The following is an 18,773-nucleotide window of genomic DNA, read 5'->3' on the forward strand; positions in this document are numbered from 1 at the left end:
GCGCAGCTCCGTGTTTGTGTGCGCGTCAACGATAGCTCAGGCCGCGAGGTGCAAACGGGCGGCTTGCGCAGGGCGTTGGGCCGCCAGGATCATCAGCACCCATTGGCGCAACGCGGCCCAGGGCTCCTCGGGCCAGCCTGGGGCGCGCAGGCCCTTGCACAAGCCGTCCACCACGCTCGCCGCCTGCACCAAACCATCGAGCGCGCGCGGGCTCATCTTGGGCAGGGCCCGCTCCAAAACCTGGACGCGCTGCCCCCAGACCCGCGCCTCGCGCCAGGCCATCGGCAAGGGTTGCCCCCCAGCCTTGGCATGGGCGGCACGCCGCAGCGCGCGCACGTCGTCGGCCAACAACCAGTGCAGGCGAACCGCGGCCTCGCCTTCGGCTTGCAAAGCATCCAAGAGCCGCAGGGTTCGGGCCAGGTCGCCCGCCCACAAGGCTTCGCTCAATTGACCGGCCTCGAAGCGGGCCACGTCGCTCACCGCCTCGTCGATGGTAGCCACGTCCAGGATGCCGTCCGGGCGCAGCAGGGCGAGCTTTTCCAACTCCTGCTGGGCCGCCAGCAGGTTCCCTTCGACGCGCTCCACCAAGAGCAGCAGGGCCTGCTGGCCCTCCTCGCCGTCGGCCAGCTGCAGGCCCAGTTGGTGCGCGCGACGTGCCAGCCAAGTGGGCAGCGCACGCCGCTCGATCGGGTCGGCCCGCAAGGTGATGCCGGCGCCGTCCAGCGCACGGAACCAGGCACTCTCCAACTGGGTCTTGTCCAGTCGAGGCAGGGTCACCAGCAGGAGGAGCTCAGGGCCGAGCGACTCGCACAAGCGCTGAATCGCCTCGCCCCCCTCCTTGCCGGGCTTGCCGCCAGGGATGCGCAACTCCACGATCTGCGCCTCGGCGAAGAGGGACAAGGAACTGGCTTGCGCTTGCACCGCGCTCCAGTCGAAATGGCTGCCGGCCACGGTGAACACCTGCCGTTCCGTGAAGCCCCGCCCCCGGGCCGCCGCGCGGATGGCGTCGGTGGCCTCCTGGGCCAGCAGCGCCTCGTCGCCCCACACCGTGTAGGCGCTCCGCAAGCCTTGCGCCAGGTGCGCAGCCAGGCCGTCGAGCTTGATTTGCATGCGCGCGTTCCGGCTCAGCGGCTGGGCTTGAGGGCCGCGAGGCGACGCATCAGCAGGGCCACGGCGTCTTGCACCATGGCCCGACGCAGTTCGGCCTCCTCTCGCTCTTTGGCCAAGGCGATCGCTTCGGTCGTCGTCAGGTCGCGGGTCAAGCGCATCTGGGTCAGCGGCAGCAAGAGCTCGTCGCCCGGCGTGGTGACCCGGTACTCCATCACGAGCTGCAACTGCCACTCGCGCACCTGCCCGGCGGCCGTGCTGGCCACGGCCACCTTGGAGTGCTCTTCGCGCTGCACCTCCAGCACCACCTGCGACTGCGGCGCCGCAACCACCCCCATGGGCAGGCTGCTCAGAGCACGCACCAAGGCGTCCCGAACCGGCGAGGAGCTGGGGAAACCCACCAAGGCCAGCCGCTCGAATTCGAAGCGCGGCGCCCCGCGCGGCGCGAATCCGCAGCCGGACACGGCCACCACCCCGGCGCCACCCAGCACGAGCGCACGACGCCGCATCACAAGACCACGTTCACCAGACGACCCGGCACCACCACCACCTTCTTCGGGGCGGCGCCTTGGCTGAACTTCAAAAAGTCGGGCGAGGCCAAGGCCGCGGCCTCGATGGCGGCCTTGTCGGCTCCCGCGGGCACCTTGATGCTGCCGCGCAGCTTGCCGCCCACCTGCAGCATCAGTTCGATCTCGTCTTGCACCAAGGCGGCTTCGTCCACCAGCGGCCAGGGCGCATCGAGCAAGTCACCCAAGGCGCTGGCAAAACCCAAGTCTTCCCACAGGCCGTGGGTCAGGTGCGGGCAAGCGGGGTAGAGAACGCGCAGCAGCACGGAGGCGCCTTCGCGCAGCACCGCGGCGTCGGCGGCGGCCGTGGACTTGAAACCGTCCAGCGCGTTGAGCAGCTTCATCGCCCCCGACACCACGGTGTTGAACTGCAGACGCTCGTAGTCGCTGCTGACCTGGCGCAGCACCAGGTGCACCTCGCGGCGCAGGGCCTTCGCCTCGGCGGAGAGCTGGCTGAAATCCTGACCGGCGCCGCGCAGCAGGTCACCCTGCTTGGTGGCGAAGTTCCACACGCGCTTCAGGAAGCGGTGGGCGCCTTCCACGCCGGCGTCGTTCCATTCCAGTGTTTGCTCGGGCGGGCTGGCGAACATGACGAACAGGCGGGCCGTGTCGGCGCCGTACTGGTCGATCAAGGCCTGCGGGTCCACGCCGTTGTTCTTCGACTTCGACATGGTCGTCATCTCGTACTCGAGCGGCGTGCCGTCGGCCTTGAGCTTGCCGCCGACGATCTGCCCCGCCTCGTTGGTGACGACGTCGAGTTCGTGGTCCCAGTAGTAGTTCTTGCCACCGCCCTCGGGCTTGTGGAAGAACGCGCCCTTGAGCACCATGCCTTGGGTCAGCAGCTTGGTGAAGGGCTCGCTGATGCTCACCAGCTTCAGGTCACGCATCACCTTGGTCCAGAAACGCGCGTACAGCAGGTGCAGGATGGCGTGCTCGATGCCGCCGATGTACTGGTCCATCGGCGCCCAGTACTGCGTGCCGCCGGCCACCATGGCCTCGGTGTTCTTCGGGTCGCAGTAGCGCAGGAAGTACCACGACGAGTCCACGAAGGTGTCCATCGTGTCGGTCTCGCGTCGCGCCGGCTTGCCGCACTGGGGGCAGCCCACGTTCAAGAACGCGGCCGACTTGTTCAGCGGGTTGCCGCTGCCGTCGGGGATGCAGTCCTCGGGCAGCACCACGGGCAGGTCCTTCTCGGGCACCGGCACCACGCCGCAGTCGTCGCAATGGATGATGGGGATCGGCGTACCCCAGTAGCGCTGGCGGCTGATGCCCCAGTCGCGCAGGCGCCAGGTGGTCTTCTTCTCGCCCAGGCCCTTGGCGGCCACCAACTCGGCCACCTTGTCCACGGCCTCCTTGTGGCTCAGGCCGTCCAAGACGCCGGAGTTCACGCAGCGACCGCGCTGCTTGTCGCCGTACCACTCGGCCCAGGCGTCCAGGCTGAAGGTCTCGCCCTCCACCGCCACCACCTGTTGGATGGCGATGCCGTACTTCTTGGCGAACGCAAAGTCGCGCTCGTCGTGCGCCGGCACGCCCATCACGGCGCCATCGCCGTAGCTCATCAGCACGTAGTTGCCGACCCAGACCTCCACCTGCGCGCCGGTGATCGGGTGCGTGACGAAGAGGCCCGTGCGCTGGCCCTTCTTTTCTTGCGTGGCCAGCTCGGCCTCGGTGGTGCCGCCGGCCTTGCATTCCTCGATGAAGGCGGCCAGGCCCGGGTTGCTGGCGGCGGCGTGCGCGGCCAGCGGGTGCTCGGGGGCCACGGCGCAGAAGGTGACGCCCATGACGGTGTCGGCGCGCGTCGTGAAGACGTAGAGCTTGCCGTCCTGGATCAACTGGCCGTCCGCGCCGCGGATCTCGTGCGGGAACGCGAAGCGCACGCCCTGGCTCTTGCCGATCCAGTTCTCCTGCATCAGCCGCACGCGCTCGGGCCAGCCGCTCAGGTAGTTCGGGTCTTCGGGGTTGGCCACGGCCGAGAGCAACTCCTCGGCGTACTGTGTGATCTTCAGGTAGTAGCCGGGGATCTCGCGCTTTTCCACCAGCGCGCCCGAACGCCAGCCGCGGCCGTCGATGACCTGCTCGTTGGCCAGCACGGTTTGGTCCACCGGGTCCCAGTTCACCACCTGCGTGCGGCGCTCGGCAATGCCGGCCTCCAGCATTTTCAGGAACAGCCACTGGTTCCACTTGTAGTAGGCCGGATCGCAGGTGGCGACCTCGCGGCTCCAGTCGATGGCCAGGCCCATGGCCTGCATCTGGCCCTTCATGTGGGCGATGTTCGAGTAGGTCCAGGCGGCGGGCGGCACCTTGCCCTTCATGGCCGCGTTCTCGGCCGGCAGGCCGAAGGCGTCCCAGCCCATGGGCATCAGAACGTTGAAGCCCTTCATGCGCAGCTGGCGGGCCAGCATGTCGTTGATCGTGTAGTTGCGCACGTGGCCCATGTGCAGCTTGCCGCTGGGGTAGGGCAGCATGGAGCAGGCGTAGTACTTGGGCTTGCTGGCGTCCTCGGTGACGCGGTAGGCGTCGCGGGCGTTCCAGTGGGCGTGGGCGCGCGCTTGGTAAGCGCGGGGGTCGAATTCGGGGGTGGGGCTGGCAGCGGCGGTCATAGGGGCGAGATTCTCGCCGCTGCCGCGCACCAGGCTGTCAGGGGGACGAAGCGCCCTGGGGGGCGGTCACGAAGGCCACCCGGCTCAAGCCGGCGCCCTGCAGGGCGTCGATCCAGGTCGCCACGGTGCCGTAGGGCACGGCACGGTCGGCCGACAGCTGCACCTCGGCCTGGGGCTGCGCACGGCCCAGGGCCTTGAGCTGCGCCGTCAAGGCGGCGGGCGCCAGCGCTTGGTCGTTCCAAAACAGGCGACCCTCGGCATCGATGGCCAAGCGCTGAGTCCCCTCGGCGGGAGCCGGCTCGGCTTGGGTGCTGGTGGGCAAATCCAAACGCAAGGCGGCCCCCATCAAGGGTGCAGCCACCAAAAAAATCACCAGGAGCACGAGCATCACGTCGATCAGCGGCGTCATGTTGATGTCACTCATCGGGGGCGCGGCGTCGCGCCGGGCCAATCGGCCGAAGCTCATGCCGGCGTCCGGCGCCAGGCCAGCAGGTCGTGCGCGAAGCCTTCCAACTCGGCTTCGCAAGCAGCCAGGCGCTTGCCCAGCACGTTGTAGGCCAGCACGGCGGGGATGGCCACCAACAGACCGGCCGCCGTCATCAACAGGGCTTCGCCCACCGGTCCGGCGATGCGGTCGATCGTCAACGCCCCCCCGGCCGACAGCCCCACCAGCGCCTGTTCAATGCCCCAGACGGTGCCCAGCAGGCCCACGAAGGGCGCCGTCGCCCCGATGCTGGCCAGCACCACCTGGCCTTGCTGCAAACGCCCCAGCACGCCGTGGAGCGCATCCCGCAACTGCCGCGTCAGGCGGGCCTCAGCGCCCCCCTGCTCGGCCAGGGATCCGAGCGGTGCGCGATGCTGACTCGCGTCCAACAAGGGCAAGAGCACGCGCTCGACGTCCAAGGCCTGGACCTGGGCACGACCGCTGTCCCAATCAGGGGCCGCCCAAAAAGCCGGCAAGGCGGTCGTCAAACCCCGCCTTGCCCGGCGCAGCAACCACGCCTTCCAGCCCAGCAAGGCCCAACTGGTGACCGACATGGCCAGCAGCACCAGGGCCACGGCGCGACCGACGCCGTCGGTGGCTTGCCAGAACCCGGCGGCGTCGATCATGCGCGCGCTTGCAGGTCGGCGACGACGTCGGCCATCGCGTAGCGACCCGGGCGGCGGCCAGGTTGCGCCAAGAAGCGGGCCGCCGCCAAGGCGCCTTGGGCGTAGTGCACGCGGCTGCTGGAACGGTGGCTGATCTCGATGCGCTCGCCCTCGCCGCAGAACATGGCCGTGTGGTCGCCGATGATGTCGCCGCCCCGCACCACGGCAAAGCCAATGCGACCCGCTTCGCGCGGTCCGGTGTGGCCCTCGCGGGCGAAGGTGGCCACGTCGGACAGACGCTGGCCCTGGGCGCGGGCGATGACCTCGCCCATCTGCAAGGCCGTGCCGCTGGGCGCGTCGACCTTGTGGCGGTGGTGCGCTTCGACGATCTCGACGTCGTAGGCCGGGCCGAGTTGTTGCGCCGCCTGCGCCAGCAGGTTCATCAGCACGCTGACGCCCAGGCTCATGTTCGGCGCCCACAGCAAGGGCAGGGACTGCGCCGCCGCGTCAAGCTGGACCATCTCGTCCGCCGAGAAGCCCGTCGTGCCGACGACCAGCGCGCAGTGAGCGGCCTGGCACATCGGCAAGTGCGCCAGGGTGCCGCTGACCCGGGTGAAGTCGATCAAGGCCTGGGCGCCGTTCAAGGCGCCGGGGGCGTCCTCGGTGATCGCGACCCCGCACGGGCGGCCGAGGAAAGCGGCCGCGTCCTGTCCCAAGGCCGAACTGCCAGCGGGCTCCAGCGCCGCGACCAATTCCAAGTCAGGCGCGGCCAGGGTCTGCTCGACCAGCATCCGCCCCATGCGGCCGGTGGCACCAGCCACCGCGATCTTCAAGCGGCTCACTCGCGCTCCAGGGGCGGGAAGCTGCGGGTCGGGCCAGTGGCCTCTTGGGCGGCCGGTGCCGGACGGACCGGCTTGGGCAGGGCGGCCTTCTCGGCCTCGGTCAGCGCCAACTTGGGCGCGTCGCCCTTGGGCCGGAAGGTGTTGATCGAGGCCACGAACTCGTTCTCGGTCGGCAGGTCGGCCGGCACGTCGAAAGACTTGAGCGTGTCGCCTTCGAAGCGCGCCACCAGCTTGCGCATTTGGCTGTCGGCGCCTTGGCGGCGGATGGTGAAGACGTAGTCCCAGCGGTCCGCGTGGAAGGGGTCGGTCAACAAGGGCGAGCCCAAGACGGCGCGCACCTGGTCGCGGCTCATGCCCGGCTTGACCAAGCTGGCCTGCTCTTTGGTCACGACGTTGCCCTGGACGATCTCCACCCGGTACAGCGGCACGACATAGGCAAAGCGGTCGCTGTGACCGACCCAACTGCTGCAACCAGCCAACAAGACGCAGGCGGCAAAAGAGACGAATGACTTCATGGGGGAATCGGTTCGCGCCACGGGGGGCGGCAAGGCTCGCTGGCTATGATCGACCGATTCTAGGTGGCCGCCCCGGCAGGGCCGACCAAGCCCTCGCCCCGCAGCATGAACCAAAGCGACGAAATCAAAAACAGCGGTCTGAAGGCCACCCTGCCGCGCATCCGCGTGCTGGAGGTCTTCCAGCGCGCCACCCGGCGCCACCTGACGGCCGAAGACGTCTACAAGGCTTTGCTGGCCGACGACGCCGACATCGGCCTGGCCACCGTCTACCGGGTGCTCACGCAGTTTGAGCAGGCCGGTCTGCTGACGCGCAACCACTTCGAGTCCGGCAAGGCCGTGTTCGAACTCAACGAAGGTCACCACCACGATCACCTGGTGTGCCTGACCTGCGGCAAGGTGGAAGAGTTTTACGACGAGGCCATCGAAGCCCGCCAGCACGCGATCGCCAAGGAACGCGGCTTCGAGTTGCAAGAGCACTCGCTGGCGCTCTACGCCGTTTGCGCGCAAACCGACTGCCCGCACCGCCGCAAGTGAACGCCTGACGGGCGCACGACGGACGTTCGCGCCGGCGCGGACTCAGTCCTCGTGCCCGCGCTCCATGGCGCGCTGGTGCCGCGCCACGAACTCTTGGTAAGTGTCGATGCCACGCAGTTGCAAAATGGTGTTGCGCACCGCCGCCTCGACCAACACCGCCAGGTTGCGACCGGCGTCGACGGCGATGATGACCTTGCGGGTGGGCACGTCCAGGACCTCTTCGAACAGAGGCTCGTAAGGCAGGCGCTCGAACTCGCGCTCCAGGGTTTCCCGCCGCACGAGGTGCACGATCAGCTTCAAGCGCATTTTGCGGCGCACGGCCGTCTCGCCAAAGATCGCCTTGATGTCCAGCAGGCCGATGCCGCGCACCTCCAAGAGGTTGGCCAACAGCTCGGGGCAGCGACCCACGATGGTGTCTTGGGCGATGCGGAAGAAGTCGACCGCGTCGTCGGCCACCAAGCCATGACCGCGCGAGATCAACTCCAGGCCGAGTTCGCTCTTGCCCAACCCAGACTCCCCGGTGAGCAGGACGCCCAGCCCCAAGATGTCCATGAACACGCCGTGGCGGGTGGTGCGGTTGGCGCACATCTGCGCCAGGTGCGCACGCACCACGTCGATGACGTAACCCGCCGAGGCCGCCGTGGTGAACAGGGGAATGTCGGCGCGGTCGCACATCGCCACGAGCTTGGGCGGCGCGACGCACTGGTCGGCCACGATGATGACCGGGGGCTCCAGGGTGACGATGCGCGACACCCGACGCTCCAGCACGTCGTCGCTGGCCTGGGTCAGGTAGGCCACCTCCCGCGTGCCCACGATCTGCACCCGGTAGGGGTGGATGTAGTTGAGGTAGCCCACCAAGTCGGCGGCCGACTGGGCGTCGCGCAGGGCGGCCTCGTCAAAGCGGCGCTCGGGGTGGGCATGGCCCGCAATCCACTGCCAACGCAGCGCCTCGCGGTGCTCCTCGAAGAGCCGGTCGGCGCTGATCGAAACGGGTTTCATGCCGCCGATCGGGCCGGCTGCCAGTCGCTGATGAGCTGGTGAATGACCGCCGCGTCGGGGTCGGTCTTGAGGCGCTCGCGCAGGTCGCGGTCGCTGAGCATCTCGGCGATCTCGCCCAAAATTTCCAAATGCCGCTGCGTGGCCGCCTCGGGCACCAGCAGCACGATCAGCAGGCTGACGGCCTCGTCGTCGGGGGCATCGAAGCCGATGGGCTGCTGCACCCGCATCACGGCCGCCAGCGGGTTCTTCAAACCTTTGATCCGGCCGTGGGGGATGGCCACGCCGTACCCCAATCCCGTGGAGCCCAGGCGCTCGCGGGCGAACAGGTTGTCGGTCACCGTGGCGCGCGACAGGCCGTGCAGGTTCTCGAAGAACAAACCGGCTTGTTCGAACAGCCGCTTTTTGCTGGTGGCGTCCACGTTCAGCTGCACATTGGCAGCAGGCAACACGGCGGCAAGTCGGTTCATGGGCGGGACGGGGGTGCCGGTCGCCCGGCGAAATGGAAACGAAATTATAGGAATCCGCCGTCGCCTTCGCGAAGAAATGGGCTCCCATGAAAAAGGCGGCCCGCAGGCCGCCTTTTTCGAACCGACAGGCGCCGTCAGGTCGTTGCCCCCAAGTCCAAGCGCTTGGCCGATTCGTGGTGATGGTTCTGCAGCATCTCCTTGTGCCGGCACACCTGCCGGTCCAGCTTGTCCATCAGTTGGTCGATCGCGGCGTACAGGTCCTCGTGCGACTGCTCCACAAAAATATCCTTGCCCTTCACGCGCAGCGTGACTTCCGCGCGTTGTCGGCGTTCCTTCTCCTTTTGCTTCTCCACGGTGAGCAGGACGTTGATGTCAACGACTTGGTCAAAGTGACGGGTCACTCGGTCGAGTTTGGTCACCACGTACTCACGCAGTGCCGGCGTCACGTCGAGATGATGGCCGCTGATCGTCAGGTTCATAAAGCCTCCTTTCCAAGGCTGAAGCACAGAGACGCCGAAGCCCTCCCGCGAGGGGTGGGGGGCGCCAAGAGCGCGATCGGAAGACGGGTGCTGGCCCACCGCACGCCGCGCCCCAGGGCGGGGCGGCGAGGTTGACGGCAGGGCCGTCGGGTGCGGGTCACGAGGCAGCAAGAAAGCTCCGAAAGCGGCTTGAGTGTGCCCAGTCCGAGGCGCCTCGGCAAGCCACTTCGAGGGCATCAAGATGGGCATTTGTTCGCGTTGTGACCGCGATCAAGCCGAGGCCATAATGCTTCGTTGCCTTCCCCTCTCGGAGTCATCTTGGACAGCGATCACCCTCGGTGACCGCTCCCTTTGGCGATGCGGCCAAAGGAGCGGTACCCACCCCACCCTGCCTTTGGATTGGCCCTGCACGGGCAAGCACGCACGCCGACGATGCTCAACATCTTTTCGATCGACAACGGCCGATTGGCCGGAGTGGCCCCTGAGGCCTTCGACGCTCCCGACGCCGCAACCCTGCGCCCCATCTGGGTCGACCTGGAAGACCCCAGCGCCGAGGACAAAGCCTGGGTCGAAGCCCACTTCGGATTGGCCATCCCCGAAGACGCGGTCGACGACGACCTGGAAGAGTCGGCCCGCTTCTACGAGGAAGACGACGGGCAGTTGCACATCCGCTCCGACTTCTTGCGGCTCGACGAAGAGGGCGCGTCGCGCAACGTGCGTGTGGCCTTCATCTTGCACCGCAAGGTGCTGTTCAGCGTGCGCAAAGAGGAGTTGCCGGTGTTCCGCCTGCTGCGCATGCGCGCACGCCGCACGCCGGCCTTCATCGACGACGCGAAGGACGTGCTGCTCAAGCTGTACGACGCCGACGCCGAGTACAGCGCCGACGCGCTCGAGGGCATCTACGACGCGCTCAACGCCATCAGCGCCCGGGTGCTGAAGGAGCAGGTCACCGACGAAGAGGCCGGCGAGGTGCTGACCGCCATCGCCCGCGAGGAAGACTTGAACGGCCGCATCCGCCGCAACGTGATGGACACCCGGCGCGCATTGAGCTTCATGATGCGCAGCCGCATGCTCACGGCCGAGCAGTTCGAAGACTCGCGTCAGATCTTGCGAGACATCGACTCCTTGGACAGCCACACCGCGTTCTTGTTCGACAAGATCAACTTCTTGATGGACGCGACCGTCGGTTTCATCAACATCAACCAGAACAAGATCATCAAGATCTTCTCGGTGGCCTCGGTGGCCTTGCTGCCACCCACCTTGATCGCCAGCGTGTACGGCATGAACTTCGCGCACATGCCGGAGTTGCAACAGCCCTGGGGCTACCCCTTTGCCTTGGGCTTGATGGTGTTGTCCGTGGCGGCGCCCTTCATTTACTTCAAGCGCAAAGGCTGGCTGCGGTGAGCTTTCGCGGCTTCACGCTGGACCTGGACGACACGCTGTGGCCCATCTGGCCCGTCATCGAACGGGCCGAGTTGGAACTGCACCGCTGGTTGCAGCGGCATGCCCCGCGCACGGCCGCGCAGTTCGACATCCCCGCGCTTCGACGCCTGCGCGACACGGTCGCCGAAGACTTCCCCGAGCAGGCGCACGACTTCTCGTGGCTGCGTCACCGCGCCATCGAGCAGGCCTTGAGTGCCGCGGGCGACGACCTGGAGTTGGCCCGGCCGGCCTTTCACCACTTTTTCCATTGGCGTCAGCAGGTCGTGCTCTTCGACGATGCCGAGGCCGCCCTGGTGGCCTTGCAGGCACGGGGACCGATCTTGGCCTTGACCAACGGCAACGCCGATCTCAAAGCCGTCGGCCTGGATCGCTACTTCGTCGGCATCCTCAGCGCCCGCATGCACGGTCGCGGCAAGCCGCACGTGGACTTCTTCCACACCGGTTGCGCCCAACTGGGACTGCCGCCGCAGGACGTGCTGCACATCGGCGACGACTGGGCCCTGGACATCGAAGGCGCGCACCGCGCCGGCCAGCCCAGCGCCTGGGTGCACCGGGGTCAAACCGCCGCCAAGCCCCTCGACACCCCTGCGCGCCCCTGGTTCGAAGGCGCCACGCTGCAAGACCTCGTCAGTGCGCTCGCAGCCGCTTCTTGAGCAGGCGCAGCACGGCGCCCAAAAGCGGCACTTTCTCCCACAGTTCCTCGGCCGCGTCCCAGTAGTCGCGGTGGTAGATGACCTTGCCGTCGGGGGCAAAGCGCAGGTGGCTGCTGCCGTGGATCAGCATGGCCTGGCCGCGGGCCTTGAAGTGGAAGTCCCAGGTCAGGAAGCCTTGCTCGCCCTGGGCGAAGGCGTCGCGCACCACGAAACGCGGTGCCTCCACGCTCTCGAACATGTGCGCAAAGATGCGCTGCACCGCGCCCAGCCCACGCACCTCGTTGAAAGGGTCGCGAAAGTAGGCGTGCTCGCCGTACAGCGTGCCCATGCGGGCCACGTCGGCGGGCTGCAGGGCCTCGAAGTAGGTGCGCACGGCGTCGATCGGGGTGCTCACAGCTTCGTTCCTTTGCGCACCAAGCTGAAGTAGGCCCGCGCCGGCAGCAGGCGCAAGGCCTTGAGCATGCGGGTGAAGCGCTTGGGAAAGTGGATCTCGAAATCGCCGGCGGCGTAGCCGTCCAGCATGGCCTGGGCCGCCTGGGCGGGGGTCTGCAGGGCCGGCATGGCAAAGGTGTTTTGCGCGGTCAGGGGGGTGGCCACAAACCCTGGGTTGACCACGCTCACGCCCAGGCCCTTGGGCCGAAGGTCGAGGTACAGCACCTCGGCCAGGTTGATGAGCGCAGCTTTGGAAGGGCCGTACGCCAGGGCCAACGGCAAACCGCGGTAGCCGGCCACGCTGCTCACAAAGCTCAGGTGCGCACCGCGCCCGCTCGCGCACTGCGCCAGCAGTTGGGGCAGCACGGCGTCCAGCAGGTTCAGCGCCCCCAGGTAGTTGGTGTGCAGTTGCGCGGTGGCGCTGGCCAGGTCAAAGGCGTCGGCACGCATCGGGCTGTAGGTGCCAGCGCAGTACAGCACCAGGTCCGCGCAGCCCGTGCGCGCCACCAACTGGCGCCAAGCTTCGCGCAGCGCCACCGGGTCCGCCACGTCCAGCGGCAAGGCGATGGCACCTGGGTGTTCATCGACGAAGGCTTGAAGCTTGTCGGCGCTGCGCGCGCTGACGGCCACGGTCGCGCCCGCGGCGTGGAGGGCCTGGGCCAGGGCTGCGCCGATGCCCGTGCTGGCCCCCACGAGCCACGCGGTCTTGCCGCGCCATTCGGTGATCTTCGGATTGAGGGGCATCAGGGCTTGGAGAAAGACAGGGTGACCTCGCCGAGGCGGAAGCCGAACTTGCTCATGGTGGCCTTGTTGATCATGACCCGCTCGTCCACGAGCCACATCCAATCGTCGAACTGCACGTCGTAGGTCTTGCCATCCACCGGCAGGCGCAGCGTGTAGGCCCAGCGCAGGGCGTTGCCAGCGGCTTGGCCTTGGGCCTCGCCCACCACGTCGTCGGCCCGGCCCGTGTAGCGGCCTTGGCCGTGGTGCGTGATGCGCCACACGCGGCGCTCCTTGGCGCCGTCGCTGTAGACGAAGTCTTCCTCCAGCACGCCTTCGTCGCCCTTCCAGGTGCCCATCAGCTTCACGACGAAGCGCCGCTTGACGACGCCATTGCGGTCGGTGAACACACCGTGCGCGGTCATGGGGCCGTTGAAGTACTGGCGCAGGTCCAAGGCCGGCTTCTCGGCCGCGTACTGCTCCACGGTCGGGCTGGCACAGGCGGCCAGCAGGGGCAGGCCCAGCAGGGCCAATCGGCGTTTCATCGGCGACTCTCCAACGCAAAGCGACCGGGGGTCGCCACGAAAAACTTCCACAGGAGGGCCATGGCCCCCAGCTTCAAGAGGCAGGGCAGCCAGGCATAGACCTGGGCCAGCGCCCGCACCGAGTCCTCGTCCCGGGCGCCCTCGCGGTAGCCCAGGACCTGCAGCAGGGGCAGGGCCAGGCCGGCGGCCAGGGCCAGGTTGAGCTTGCTCACCCCGTTCCACCAGCCGAAGAAGGCGCCTTCCGCGCGCCCCGCCAAGCCTGCGCCCTGCACCACGCGCGCCAGCATCGCAGCGGGGATCGCCAAGTCGGCGCCCACGGCCACCCCGCTGGCGGCGCAGACCCACAAGAAGGGCAACACGTCCCCCTCGCCCAAGGCCCCGGCCCACACGAAGCCCGCCACGGCCAAGCCCATGCCCAGGAGCCAAGCTCGCGCCTGTCCCCAGCGGCCAACCGCGCGCAGCCACAGCGGCATCGAGGCCGCGGCCGCGCCAAAGTAGGTCACCAAGAACGCCGCTTCGTGCTGCGGCGTGCGCAGCACGTCGCGCACGTAGAACAAGAGCACCGTCGCCGGGATGGCGGCCGCCACGCCGTTCACGGCGTACACGGCCAAGAGCTTGCGAAAGGCCGGCGTGCGCCACGCAAGGCTCCAGCGCGCGGGCTCGCGCATGGGCGCCGGCGGCGCCGGCAGGCCCTGAAGCAAGACCAAGCCCAAGGCCAGCGACACCGCCAGCACCGCGGTCGTCACCGCCCAGCCGGCCTGGCTCATCAACACGCTGGCCAGCAAGACACCCAGCAAGGCCGCGCCCTCCCGCCAGGCCACCACGCGGGTCTGCGCCAGGGCGTTCCCGCCCAAACGGGCCCCCCAGGCCTGGTGCGTGACAGTCAGCACGCTGTAGGCCGTGTAGCCCAGCACCAGCATGGCCCCGGCCCAAGGCAAAAGGCGCTCGCCCCGCCACGCCTGCGGCGGGAAGAACAGCCCGGCAAAGGCGAGCACCATGACCGCCGCCGCGGCCGTCAGCGCGGCCAGCAAGCCGGCACGACGCGACAGCCACGCGTCGCTGGCGCGGCCGATCCAGGGGTCGAGCACGGCATCGAGCAAGCGAGCGGCCAGCAGCAGCGCGCCCAACTGGGCCAAAGGCACCGCAAAGGCCTGGGCGTAATAGGCCGGCAGGCTCACGTACAGCGGCAGCGCCACGAAGGCCAGCGGCAAGCCAAGCGCCCCGTAGCGAAGGCCGCTCATCGCGCCCCCCCGAGCAACTGCGCCCGCAAGGTCGGCTCCGAGGTTCGCGGGCTGAGCCAAATACCGAAAAACCAGCGGCTGCCTTCGGCGTCCAGTTGGCCGGGACGGGGCGCCCCGTTGAACCAGAAGCGGGCCGGCTCGCCAGGCGCGTGGCGCCCCACCAGGCGGTCGTTCTCCCCCACGTCGGGAAAGGCCGCGTTCATGGCGGCCAACCAGGCCTGGGCCTTGGCCTCGGGGATGTCGCCCTGGCGGCGCATTTCTTTGAGCGATCGCTCCGCGATCAAGGGGCCCTTGAGCGACCGCGCGTAGATCAACTCCAAGGCCAAGGCCTGCGCCGTCCAATCGGACCCCAAGGGCTCGGGCGACCACAGGCGGATGTCATAAATGTGCAGGCCCAGGAAGCGCAAGCGCCCCTGGCCGCGCAGGGCCATGCCGGCCAATTCGGCCGGGGCGCTGGGCTGGGCCCAGGCCAAGCACGGCACGGCGGCCAGCAGGCCCAGGCAGGCCCTACGGCTTGCGCAAGGTGAACTGGACGACATCGGTGTTGCCCGTGGCGAACGCGGCCTCGCAGTAGGCCAGGTAGAACTCCCACATGCGCACGAACTTCTCGTCGAAGCCCTGCTCGCGCACCTGCGGCTCGTGGCGCAAGAAGGCCTCGCGCCAGCGCTTGAGGGTCTCGGCGTAGTCGGCGCCGAAGGCGAACTGCTGCACGACCTCCAAGCCCGCCCGCTCGGCGGCCAGGCAGAACTGGCTGGGGCTGGGCAGCAGGCCCCCCGGGAAGATGTACTGCTGGATGAAGTCCGTCGACTGCCGGTAGCGGGGCCACAGATCGTCGCGGATGGTGATGCTCTGGATGCAGGCCTTGCCCCCCGGCTTGAGTTGGCGGGCCACGGCCTCGAAGTAGGCCGGCCAATACTGCTCGCCCACGGCCTCGAACATCTCGATGGACACCAGGGCGTCGTAGGGCTGCGCCGCCCGGTGGTCGCGGTAGTCCTCCAGGCGCAGGTCGGCGTGTTCGTGCAGGCCGGCGGCGTGCAAGCGCCCGCGGGCGTAGGCCAACTGCTCGTCGCTGAGCGTCAAGCCCGTGGCGTGCACCCCGAGATCGCGCGTGGCCAGCTCGGCGATGGCCCCCCAGCCGCAGCCCACTTCGAGCAGGCGCTGGCCCGGCTGCAGGTCGAGCTCGGCCAGGGCGCGGCGCATCTTGGCGTGCTGCGCCTCGGTCAAGGACATGCCCTGCCCTGCCTGGAACCAAGCGCTGCTGTAATTCATGCTGGGGTCCAGCCACAGCTTGTAGAACTCGTTGCCGAGGTCGTAGTGGGCGACGATGTTCTTGCGGCTGCCTTCGCGCGTGTTGCGGTTGAGCCAGTGCTTGATGCGGTAAGCCAGCGCGCCCCACCAGGTGCCGTAGATGACCGATTCGAGTTCGTTGCGGTTGCGCAAGAACAAGGTCAGCAAAGCCGCGAGGTCGGGGCTGCTCCAGTGGCCTTGGATGTAGCTTTCCGCGAACCCAATGTCGCCCTTCTTGAGCGTGGCCTCGGCCAGCGCCCAGTCCTTGATGCGGATGGCGGCCCGCGGGTCTTGGGGCTGCCCGACGTGGGCGCTGCTGCCGTCGGGCAGTTGCAGGTCCAGGCTGCCGTGCTTCAAGCGCTGCAGCAGGGCAAAAACTTGGCGCACCGCGCGCGGTGCACCGGCCGGCGCCATCAGGGGCTTGCTCAGGGTGTGGGTGGTGGTCATGGCGTCGAACGGGTGACAGGGTGAAGGGGGGCTTCGGGCTTGCTGAACCAAGGCACGCGCTTGGTCCACAGGCGCAGGGCTTGCCAATGAATGCGGGCCACCACCATCAGGCTGTGCAGTGGCTGGGCCCAGGCGGCCTGGCGCAGCGCCCGCGCGCTGATCGGGCTCAGACGGCCGGCGATGGAGGTTTGGATCAAGGGCCGACCTTGGTCGTCGTCGTGGTCCACGCGGGCCAGAACCTGGGGCTCGGCCCCATCGCGGTGGAAGAAGCGGAAGCGGTAGCGCCCGCTCACTTCGCAGAACGGCGAGACGTGGAACACCTTGCGGGCCTGCACCTCGGCGCCAGTGCACAAGCCAGGGCCTTGCAGCAGGTAAGCATGCCGCTCGCCAAAGGTGTTGTGCACCTCGGCCACCACGGCCGCGGTGCTGCCGTCGCGGCGCTGGCAAAACCAAAAGCTGACCGGCTTGAAGGCGTGCCCCAGCACGCGCGGGAAGCACTGCAGCCACACCTCGCCGTCGGCGTCGTGCACGCCCTCGCGTTGCAGCAAGGCCTCGAGCCAGGCCAGGGCATCGGGGCCGCCCTCGCCGTGGTCGGCATCGTGAAACGCGATCCAGCCCCGGCGGTTGCGCGGCAGCACCGGATCGGGCTGCGTGCGCAGGGTGCGCATGGGCAGCATCAAGAAGCAGCTGGCGTAGGCAAAGCCATGGCGCTGCGGGGCCAGGCGCAGGTGGCGCACCGGGCCGCGGCCGAGCCAGGCTTGGGCCTTCACGCGGCCACCCGCTCCAGTTGCGCCAGCGCGGCGCAGGCGGCGGTCAAGCCGGACAGCAGCCCGTCCTCGTGGAAGCCATAGCGCGTCCAGGCGCCGGCAAACCAAATGCGGCCCTCGCCTTGGATTTCGGCCAATCGGGCCTGGGCGCGCACGGCCCCCTCGTCGAACACGGGGTGCGCGTAGTCGAACTCGGCGATCACCTGCGTCGGCTCGCGCAGCGGGTTGAGGCTGACCACCACGGGCTGTTGCCAAGGCAGGGGCTGCAGCTTGTTGATCAGGTAGTGCAAGCACACGGGCCGTTGGTCCTGCTGCGTTTGCGCCGTGTTCGCCTCGTAGTTCCACGCCGACCAGGCCCGGCGCCGCTGGGGCAACACGGCCACATCGGTGTGCAGCACGGCGCGGTTGGCTTGGTAGCGCAGGGCCGAGAGCAAGCTAGTTTCGCGCGGCAGCGGAGCCTCCAGCAGGTGCAGGGCCTGGTCGCTGTGCGTGGCCAAGATCACCGCATCGAAGTGCTGAGTGCCGGCATCGGTGCGCAGCAAAACCCCGTCGCCCTGGCGCAGCACGCCGCGCACGGGCTGGGCCACGTGAACGTGCGGGATGCCCTCGCGCAGTCGCATCACGTACTGGGCCGAACCGCCGGCCACCGTGTACCACTGCGGCCGGTCGGCCACCTGCAACAGGCCGTGGTTGTGGCAAAAGCGAATCAAGGTGCCGATGGGAAAGCGCAGCATCTGCTCGGTGGGGCAGGACCAGATGCACGCCACCATGGGCAGCAGGTAGCCATCGCGGAAGGCCTCGCCGAAGCGCTCCCGCTTCAAGAAGTCGGCCGTGGGCTCGGCCAGCGCGGCGTCGTCGCCGCGCTCGGCCAACTCGGTGCAGCGTTGGTTGAAGCGCAACAGGTCGCGCAACATGCCCCAAAAACTCGGGCGCAGCAGGTTGCTGCGCTGGGCGAAGACCCCGTTCAGGTCGGTGCCACTCCACTCCAGGCCCGTGGCCAGGTTCTGCACCGAGAAGCTCATCTCGCTCTTGGCCACCGGCACCTTCAGGTGCTGGAAGAGGTCCAACAAAAGCGGGTAGGTGCGCTCGTTGAAGACCAAAAAGCCCGTGTCGACACCGTGCGTGACGCCATCGAGCGTGACCGGCACCGTGTTGGCATGCCCCCCGAGCCGGGCGTCGGCCTCGAACAGCGTCACCTCGGCCGCGCCGGCCAGCGCGTGGGCCGCCCCCAGGCCGGTGATGCCCGCACCCACCACCGCCACACGCGGCAGGGCCCCGGACCGCGGCGCCTGTTGACGGCGTTGGCGCAGCCACGGCAGCAGGCCGGCCGCGTGCGCTTGCGGGCCGCGGTCGGGCGTTGTCTCCCGCCGCAGCGGGGCCGACAGGGGCTGCGCCAGCGCGCTCAAGGCTTGGCCTCCAAGGCCTTTTCCAAGGCCGCCACCAAGGCCTTGCTATCGGGCGCCGTCACCGAGCCGAAGGCCTCGACCACCTTGCCGTCGCGGCCCACCAGGTACTTGTGAAAGTTCCAACGCGGCGCGCTGTCGCTCTGGCGGATCAGGTCGGCGAACAGCGGGTTTTGGTCCGGCAAGCCCGGCTTGACGACGGACTTGGCGAACATCGGGAACTTCACGTTGAAGGTGTTCTCGCAGAAGTCGGCAATCTCTTTGTTGCTCTTGGGCTCCTGCGCCCCGAAGTCGTTGGAGGGGAAGCCCAGCACCGCGAAGCCCCGGGCCCCGTACTTGGCGTGCAAGGCTTCCAAGCCGGCGTACTGCTTGGTGAAGCCGCAGTAACTGGCCGTGTTCACCACCAGGAGCACCTTGCCGCTGTACTGGCACAGGTTCTGCGGCGCTTCGTCCTGCAAGCGCGGCTGCGTGCGGTTGAGCAGCGCTGGGCAGGCCGAAGTGGCCGCCACGGCCGGCGCGGCTTGCGCGTGCACCGGGGCGGGCGCCCCCGCGAAGGCCACCCAGCAAGCGACCGCGACCCACAGCGGCAGTTGGACAGAGAAGGGCTTCATGGCGTTTTGTCCTAGTCAAAAATGGG

Annotated in this window: 22 protein-coding genes; 3 read left to right on the top strand and 19 right to left on the bottom strand. The window is 68.4% G+C overall.

The annotated features are described in order from the left end of the window. Positions 1–36 precede the first annotated feature (36 nt). Genes holA through EOD73_RS07800 form a run of 7 tightly spaced genes read right to left on the bottom strand, consistent with a single transcriptional unit; the run spans position 37 to position 6,719 of the window. Positions 37–1,110 carry a DNA polymerase III subunit delta gene (gene holA, locus EOD73_RS07770; protein ID WP_127682309.1) on the bottom strand — a complete coding sequence of 358 codons (1,074 nt, stop codon included), beginning with the start codon at positions 1,108–1,110 and terminating at the stop codon, positions 37–39. A gap of 14 nt (positions 1,111–1,124) precedes the next feature. Further along, positions 1,125–1,616: an LPS-assembly lipoprotein LptE gene (locus tag EOD73_RS07775; RefSeq protein ID WP_127682310.1), complete on the bottom strand. Its 492-nt coding sequence runs from the start codon at positions 1,614–1,616 to the stop codon at positions 1,125–1,127. Then, the gene (leuS, locus tag EOD73_RS07780; protein ID WP_127682311.1) at positions 1,616–4,273 is read right to left on the bottom strand and encodes a leucine--tRNA ligase; all 2,658 of its coding nucleotides are present in this window, start codon (positions 4,271–4,273) and stop codon (positions 1,616–1,618) included. Before leuS ends, EOD73_RS07775 begins: the two co-directional genes overlap by 1 nt. 37 nt (positions 4,274–4,310) lie before the next feature. Further along, positions 4,311–4,739 carry an ExbD/TolR family protein gene (locus EOD73_RS07785; RefSeq protein ID WP_127682312.1) on the bottom strand — a complete coding sequence of 143 codons (429 nt, stop codon included), beginning with the start codon at positions 4,737–4,739 and terminating at the stop codon, positions 4,311–4,313. Continuing rightward, complete coding sequence (locus EOD73_RS07790; RefSeq protein WP_127682313.1) at positions 4,736–5,383, bottom strand: MotA/TolQ/ExbB proton channel family protein; 648 nt, start codon at positions 5,381–5,383, stop codon at positions 4,736–4,738. Before EOD73_RS07790 ends, EOD73_RS07785 begins: the two co-directional genes overlap by 4 nt. Then, positions 5,380–6,204, bottom strand: a complete 825-nt coding sequence (dapB, locus tag EOD73_RS07795) for a 4-hydroxy-tetrahydrodipicolinate reductase (RefSeq protein WP_127682314.1) — start codon at positions 6,202–6,204, stop codon at positions 5,380–5,382. Before dapB ends, EOD73_RS07790 begins: the two co-directional genes overlap by 4 nt. Continuing rightward, entirely contained in the window at positions 6,201–6,719 is a 519-nt protein-coding gene (locus EOD73_RS07800; RefSeq protein ID WP_127682315.1) for an outer membrane protein assembly factor BamE, read from the bottom strand. The genes dapB and EOD73_RS07800 overlap by 4 nt, the downstream gene beginning before the upstream one ends. 105 nt (positions 6,720–6,824) lie before the next feature. Between EOD73_RS07800 and fur the strand changes: the two genes are divergently transcribed. Further along, positions 6,825–7,253, top strand: coding sequence for a ferric iron uptake transcriptional regulator (fur, locus tag EOD73_RS07805; RefSeq protein WP_127682316.1), 429 nt, complete (start codon positions 6,825–6,827; stop codon positions 7,251–7,253). Between the two features lie 42 nt (positions 7,254–7,295). Here the strand turns inward: fur and hprK are convergent, their stop codons facing one another. From hprK to hpf, 3 genes are all read right to left on the bottom strand, one after another. Further along, positions 7,296–8,252 carry an HPr(Ser) kinase/phosphatase gene (gene hprK, locus EOD73_RS07810; protein WP_127682317.1) on the bottom strand — a complete coding sequence of 319 codons (957 nt, stop codon included), beginning with the start codon at positions 8,250–8,252 and terminating at the stop codon, positions 7,296–7,298. Next, positions 8,249–8,719 carry a PTS sugar transporter subunit IIA gene (locus tag EOD73_RS07815; RefSeq protein ID WP_127682318.1) on the bottom strand — a complete coding sequence of 157 codons (471 nt, stop codon included), beginning with the start codon at positions 8,717–8,719 and terminating at the stop codon, positions 8,249–8,251. The genes hprK and EOD73_RS07815 overlap by 4 nt, the downstream gene beginning before the upstream one ends. A 134-nt stretch (positions 8,720–8,853) precedes the next feature. Then, a complete protein-coding gene (gene hpf, locus EOD73_RS07820) occupies positions 8,854–9,198 on the bottom strand; it encodes a ribosome hibernation-promoting factor, HPF/YfiA family (protein WP_127682319.1) in 345 nt (114 codons plus the stop codon). 432 nt (positions 9,199–9,630) lie between these two features. Here hpf and corA point away from each other — a divergent pair, with 432 nt between their 5' ends. Continuing rightward, positions 9,631–10,602, top strand: a complete 972-nt coding sequence (gene corA / locus EOD73_RS07825; RefSeq protein WP_127682320.1) for a magnesium/cobalt transporter CorA — start codon at positions 9,631–9,633, stop codon at positions 10,600–10,602. Next, positions 10,599–11,294 carry an HAD-IA family hydrolase gene (locus EOD73_RS07830; protein WP_164845979.1) on the top strand — a complete coding sequence of 232 codons (696 nt, stop codon included), beginning with the start codon at positions 10,599–10,601 and terminating at the stop codon, positions 11,292–11,294. The genes corA and EOD73_RS07830 overlap by 4 nt, the downstream gene beginning before the upstream one ends. Here the strand turns inward: EOD73_RS07830 and EOD73_RS07835 are convergent. The 9 genes from EOD73_RS07835 to EOD73_RS07875 all read right to left on the bottom strand — a co-directional run bounded on the left by EOD73_RS07835 (position 11,269) and on the right by EOD73_RS07875 (position 18,747). Continuing rightward, positions 11,269–11,688, bottom strand: a complete 420-nt coding sequence (locus EOD73_RS07835) for a nuclear transport factor 2 family protein (protein ID WP_127682322.1) — start codon at positions 11,686–11,688, stop codon at positions 11,269–11,271. The two genes, EOD73_RS07830 and EOD73_RS07835, sit on opposite strands and share 26 nt — an antisense overlap. Further along, complete coding sequence (locus tag EOD73_RS07840) at positions 11,685–12,470, bottom strand: SDR family NAD(P)-dependent oxidoreductase (RefSeq protein ID WP_127682323.1); 786 nt, start codon at positions 12,468–12,470, stop codon at positions 11,685–11,687. The genes EOD73_RS07835 and EOD73_RS07840 overlap by 4 nt, the downstream gene beginning before the upstream one ends. After that, the gene (locus EOD73_RS07845) at positions 12,470–12,991 is read right to left on the bottom strand and encodes a DUF3833 domain-containing protein (protein ID WP_127682324.1); all 522 of its coding nucleotides are present in this window, start codon (positions 12,989–12,991) and stop codon (positions 12,470–12,472) included. The genes EOD73_RS07840 and EOD73_RS07845 overlap by 1 nt, the downstream gene beginning before the upstream one ends. Beyond that, positions 12,988–14,232, bottom strand: a complete 1,245-nt coding sequence (locus tag EOD73_RS07850) for an MFS transporter (RefSeq protein WP_127682325.1) — start codon at positions 14,230–14,232, stop codon at positions 12,988–12,990. Before EOD73_RS07850 ends, EOD73_RS07845 begins: the two co-directional genes overlap by 4 nt. Further along, the gene (locus EOD73_RS07855) at positions 14,229–14,714 is read right to left on the bottom strand and encodes a chalcone isomerase family protein (protein ID WP_240660626.1); all 486 of its coding nucleotides are present in this window, start codon (positions 14,712–14,714) and stop codon (positions 14,229–14,231) included. The genes EOD73_RS07850 and EOD73_RS07855 overlap by 4 nt, the downstream gene beginning before the upstream one ends. Before the next feature lie 25 nt (positions 14,715–14,739). Next, positions 14,740–15,966, bottom strand: coding sequence for an SAM-dependent methyltransferase (locus EOD73_RS07860; RefSeq protein ID WP_127682326.1), 1,227 nt, complete (start codon positions 15,964–15,966; stop codon positions 14,740–14,742). Continuing rightward, entirely contained in the window at positions 15,963–16,736 is a 774-nt protein-coding gene (locus tag EOD73_RS07865) for a DUF1365 domain-containing protein (protein ID WP_127682327.1), read from the bottom strand. The genes EOD73_RS07860 and EOD73_RS07865 overlap by 4 nt, the downstream gene beginning before the upstream one ends. Further along, positions 16,733–18,004 (bottom strand): NAD(P)/FAD-dependent oxidoreductase, encoded by a 1,272-nt coding sequence (locus tag EOD73_RS07870; RefSeq protein ID WP_127682465.1) that lies wholly within the window; start codon positions 18,002–18,004, stop codon positions 16,733–16,735. The genes EOD73_RS07865 and EOD73_RS07870 overlap by 4 nt, the downstream gene beginning before the upstream one ends. Positions 18,005–18,135: 131 nt before the next feature. Then, a complete protein-coding gene (locus EOD73_RS07875; protein WP_127682328.1) occupies positions 18,136–18,747 on the bottom strand; it encodes a glutathione peroxidase in 612 nt (203 codons plus the stop codon). Between the last annotated feature and the right edge of the window lie 26 nt (positions 18,748–18,773).

Origin of the sequence: Inhella crocodyli (genome assembly GCF_004004565.1) — a bacterium.
In the GTDB taxonomy this organism is placed as follows: Bacteria; Pseudomonadota; Gammaproteobacteria; order Burkholderiales; family Burkholderiaceae_C; genus Inhella; species Inhella crocodyli.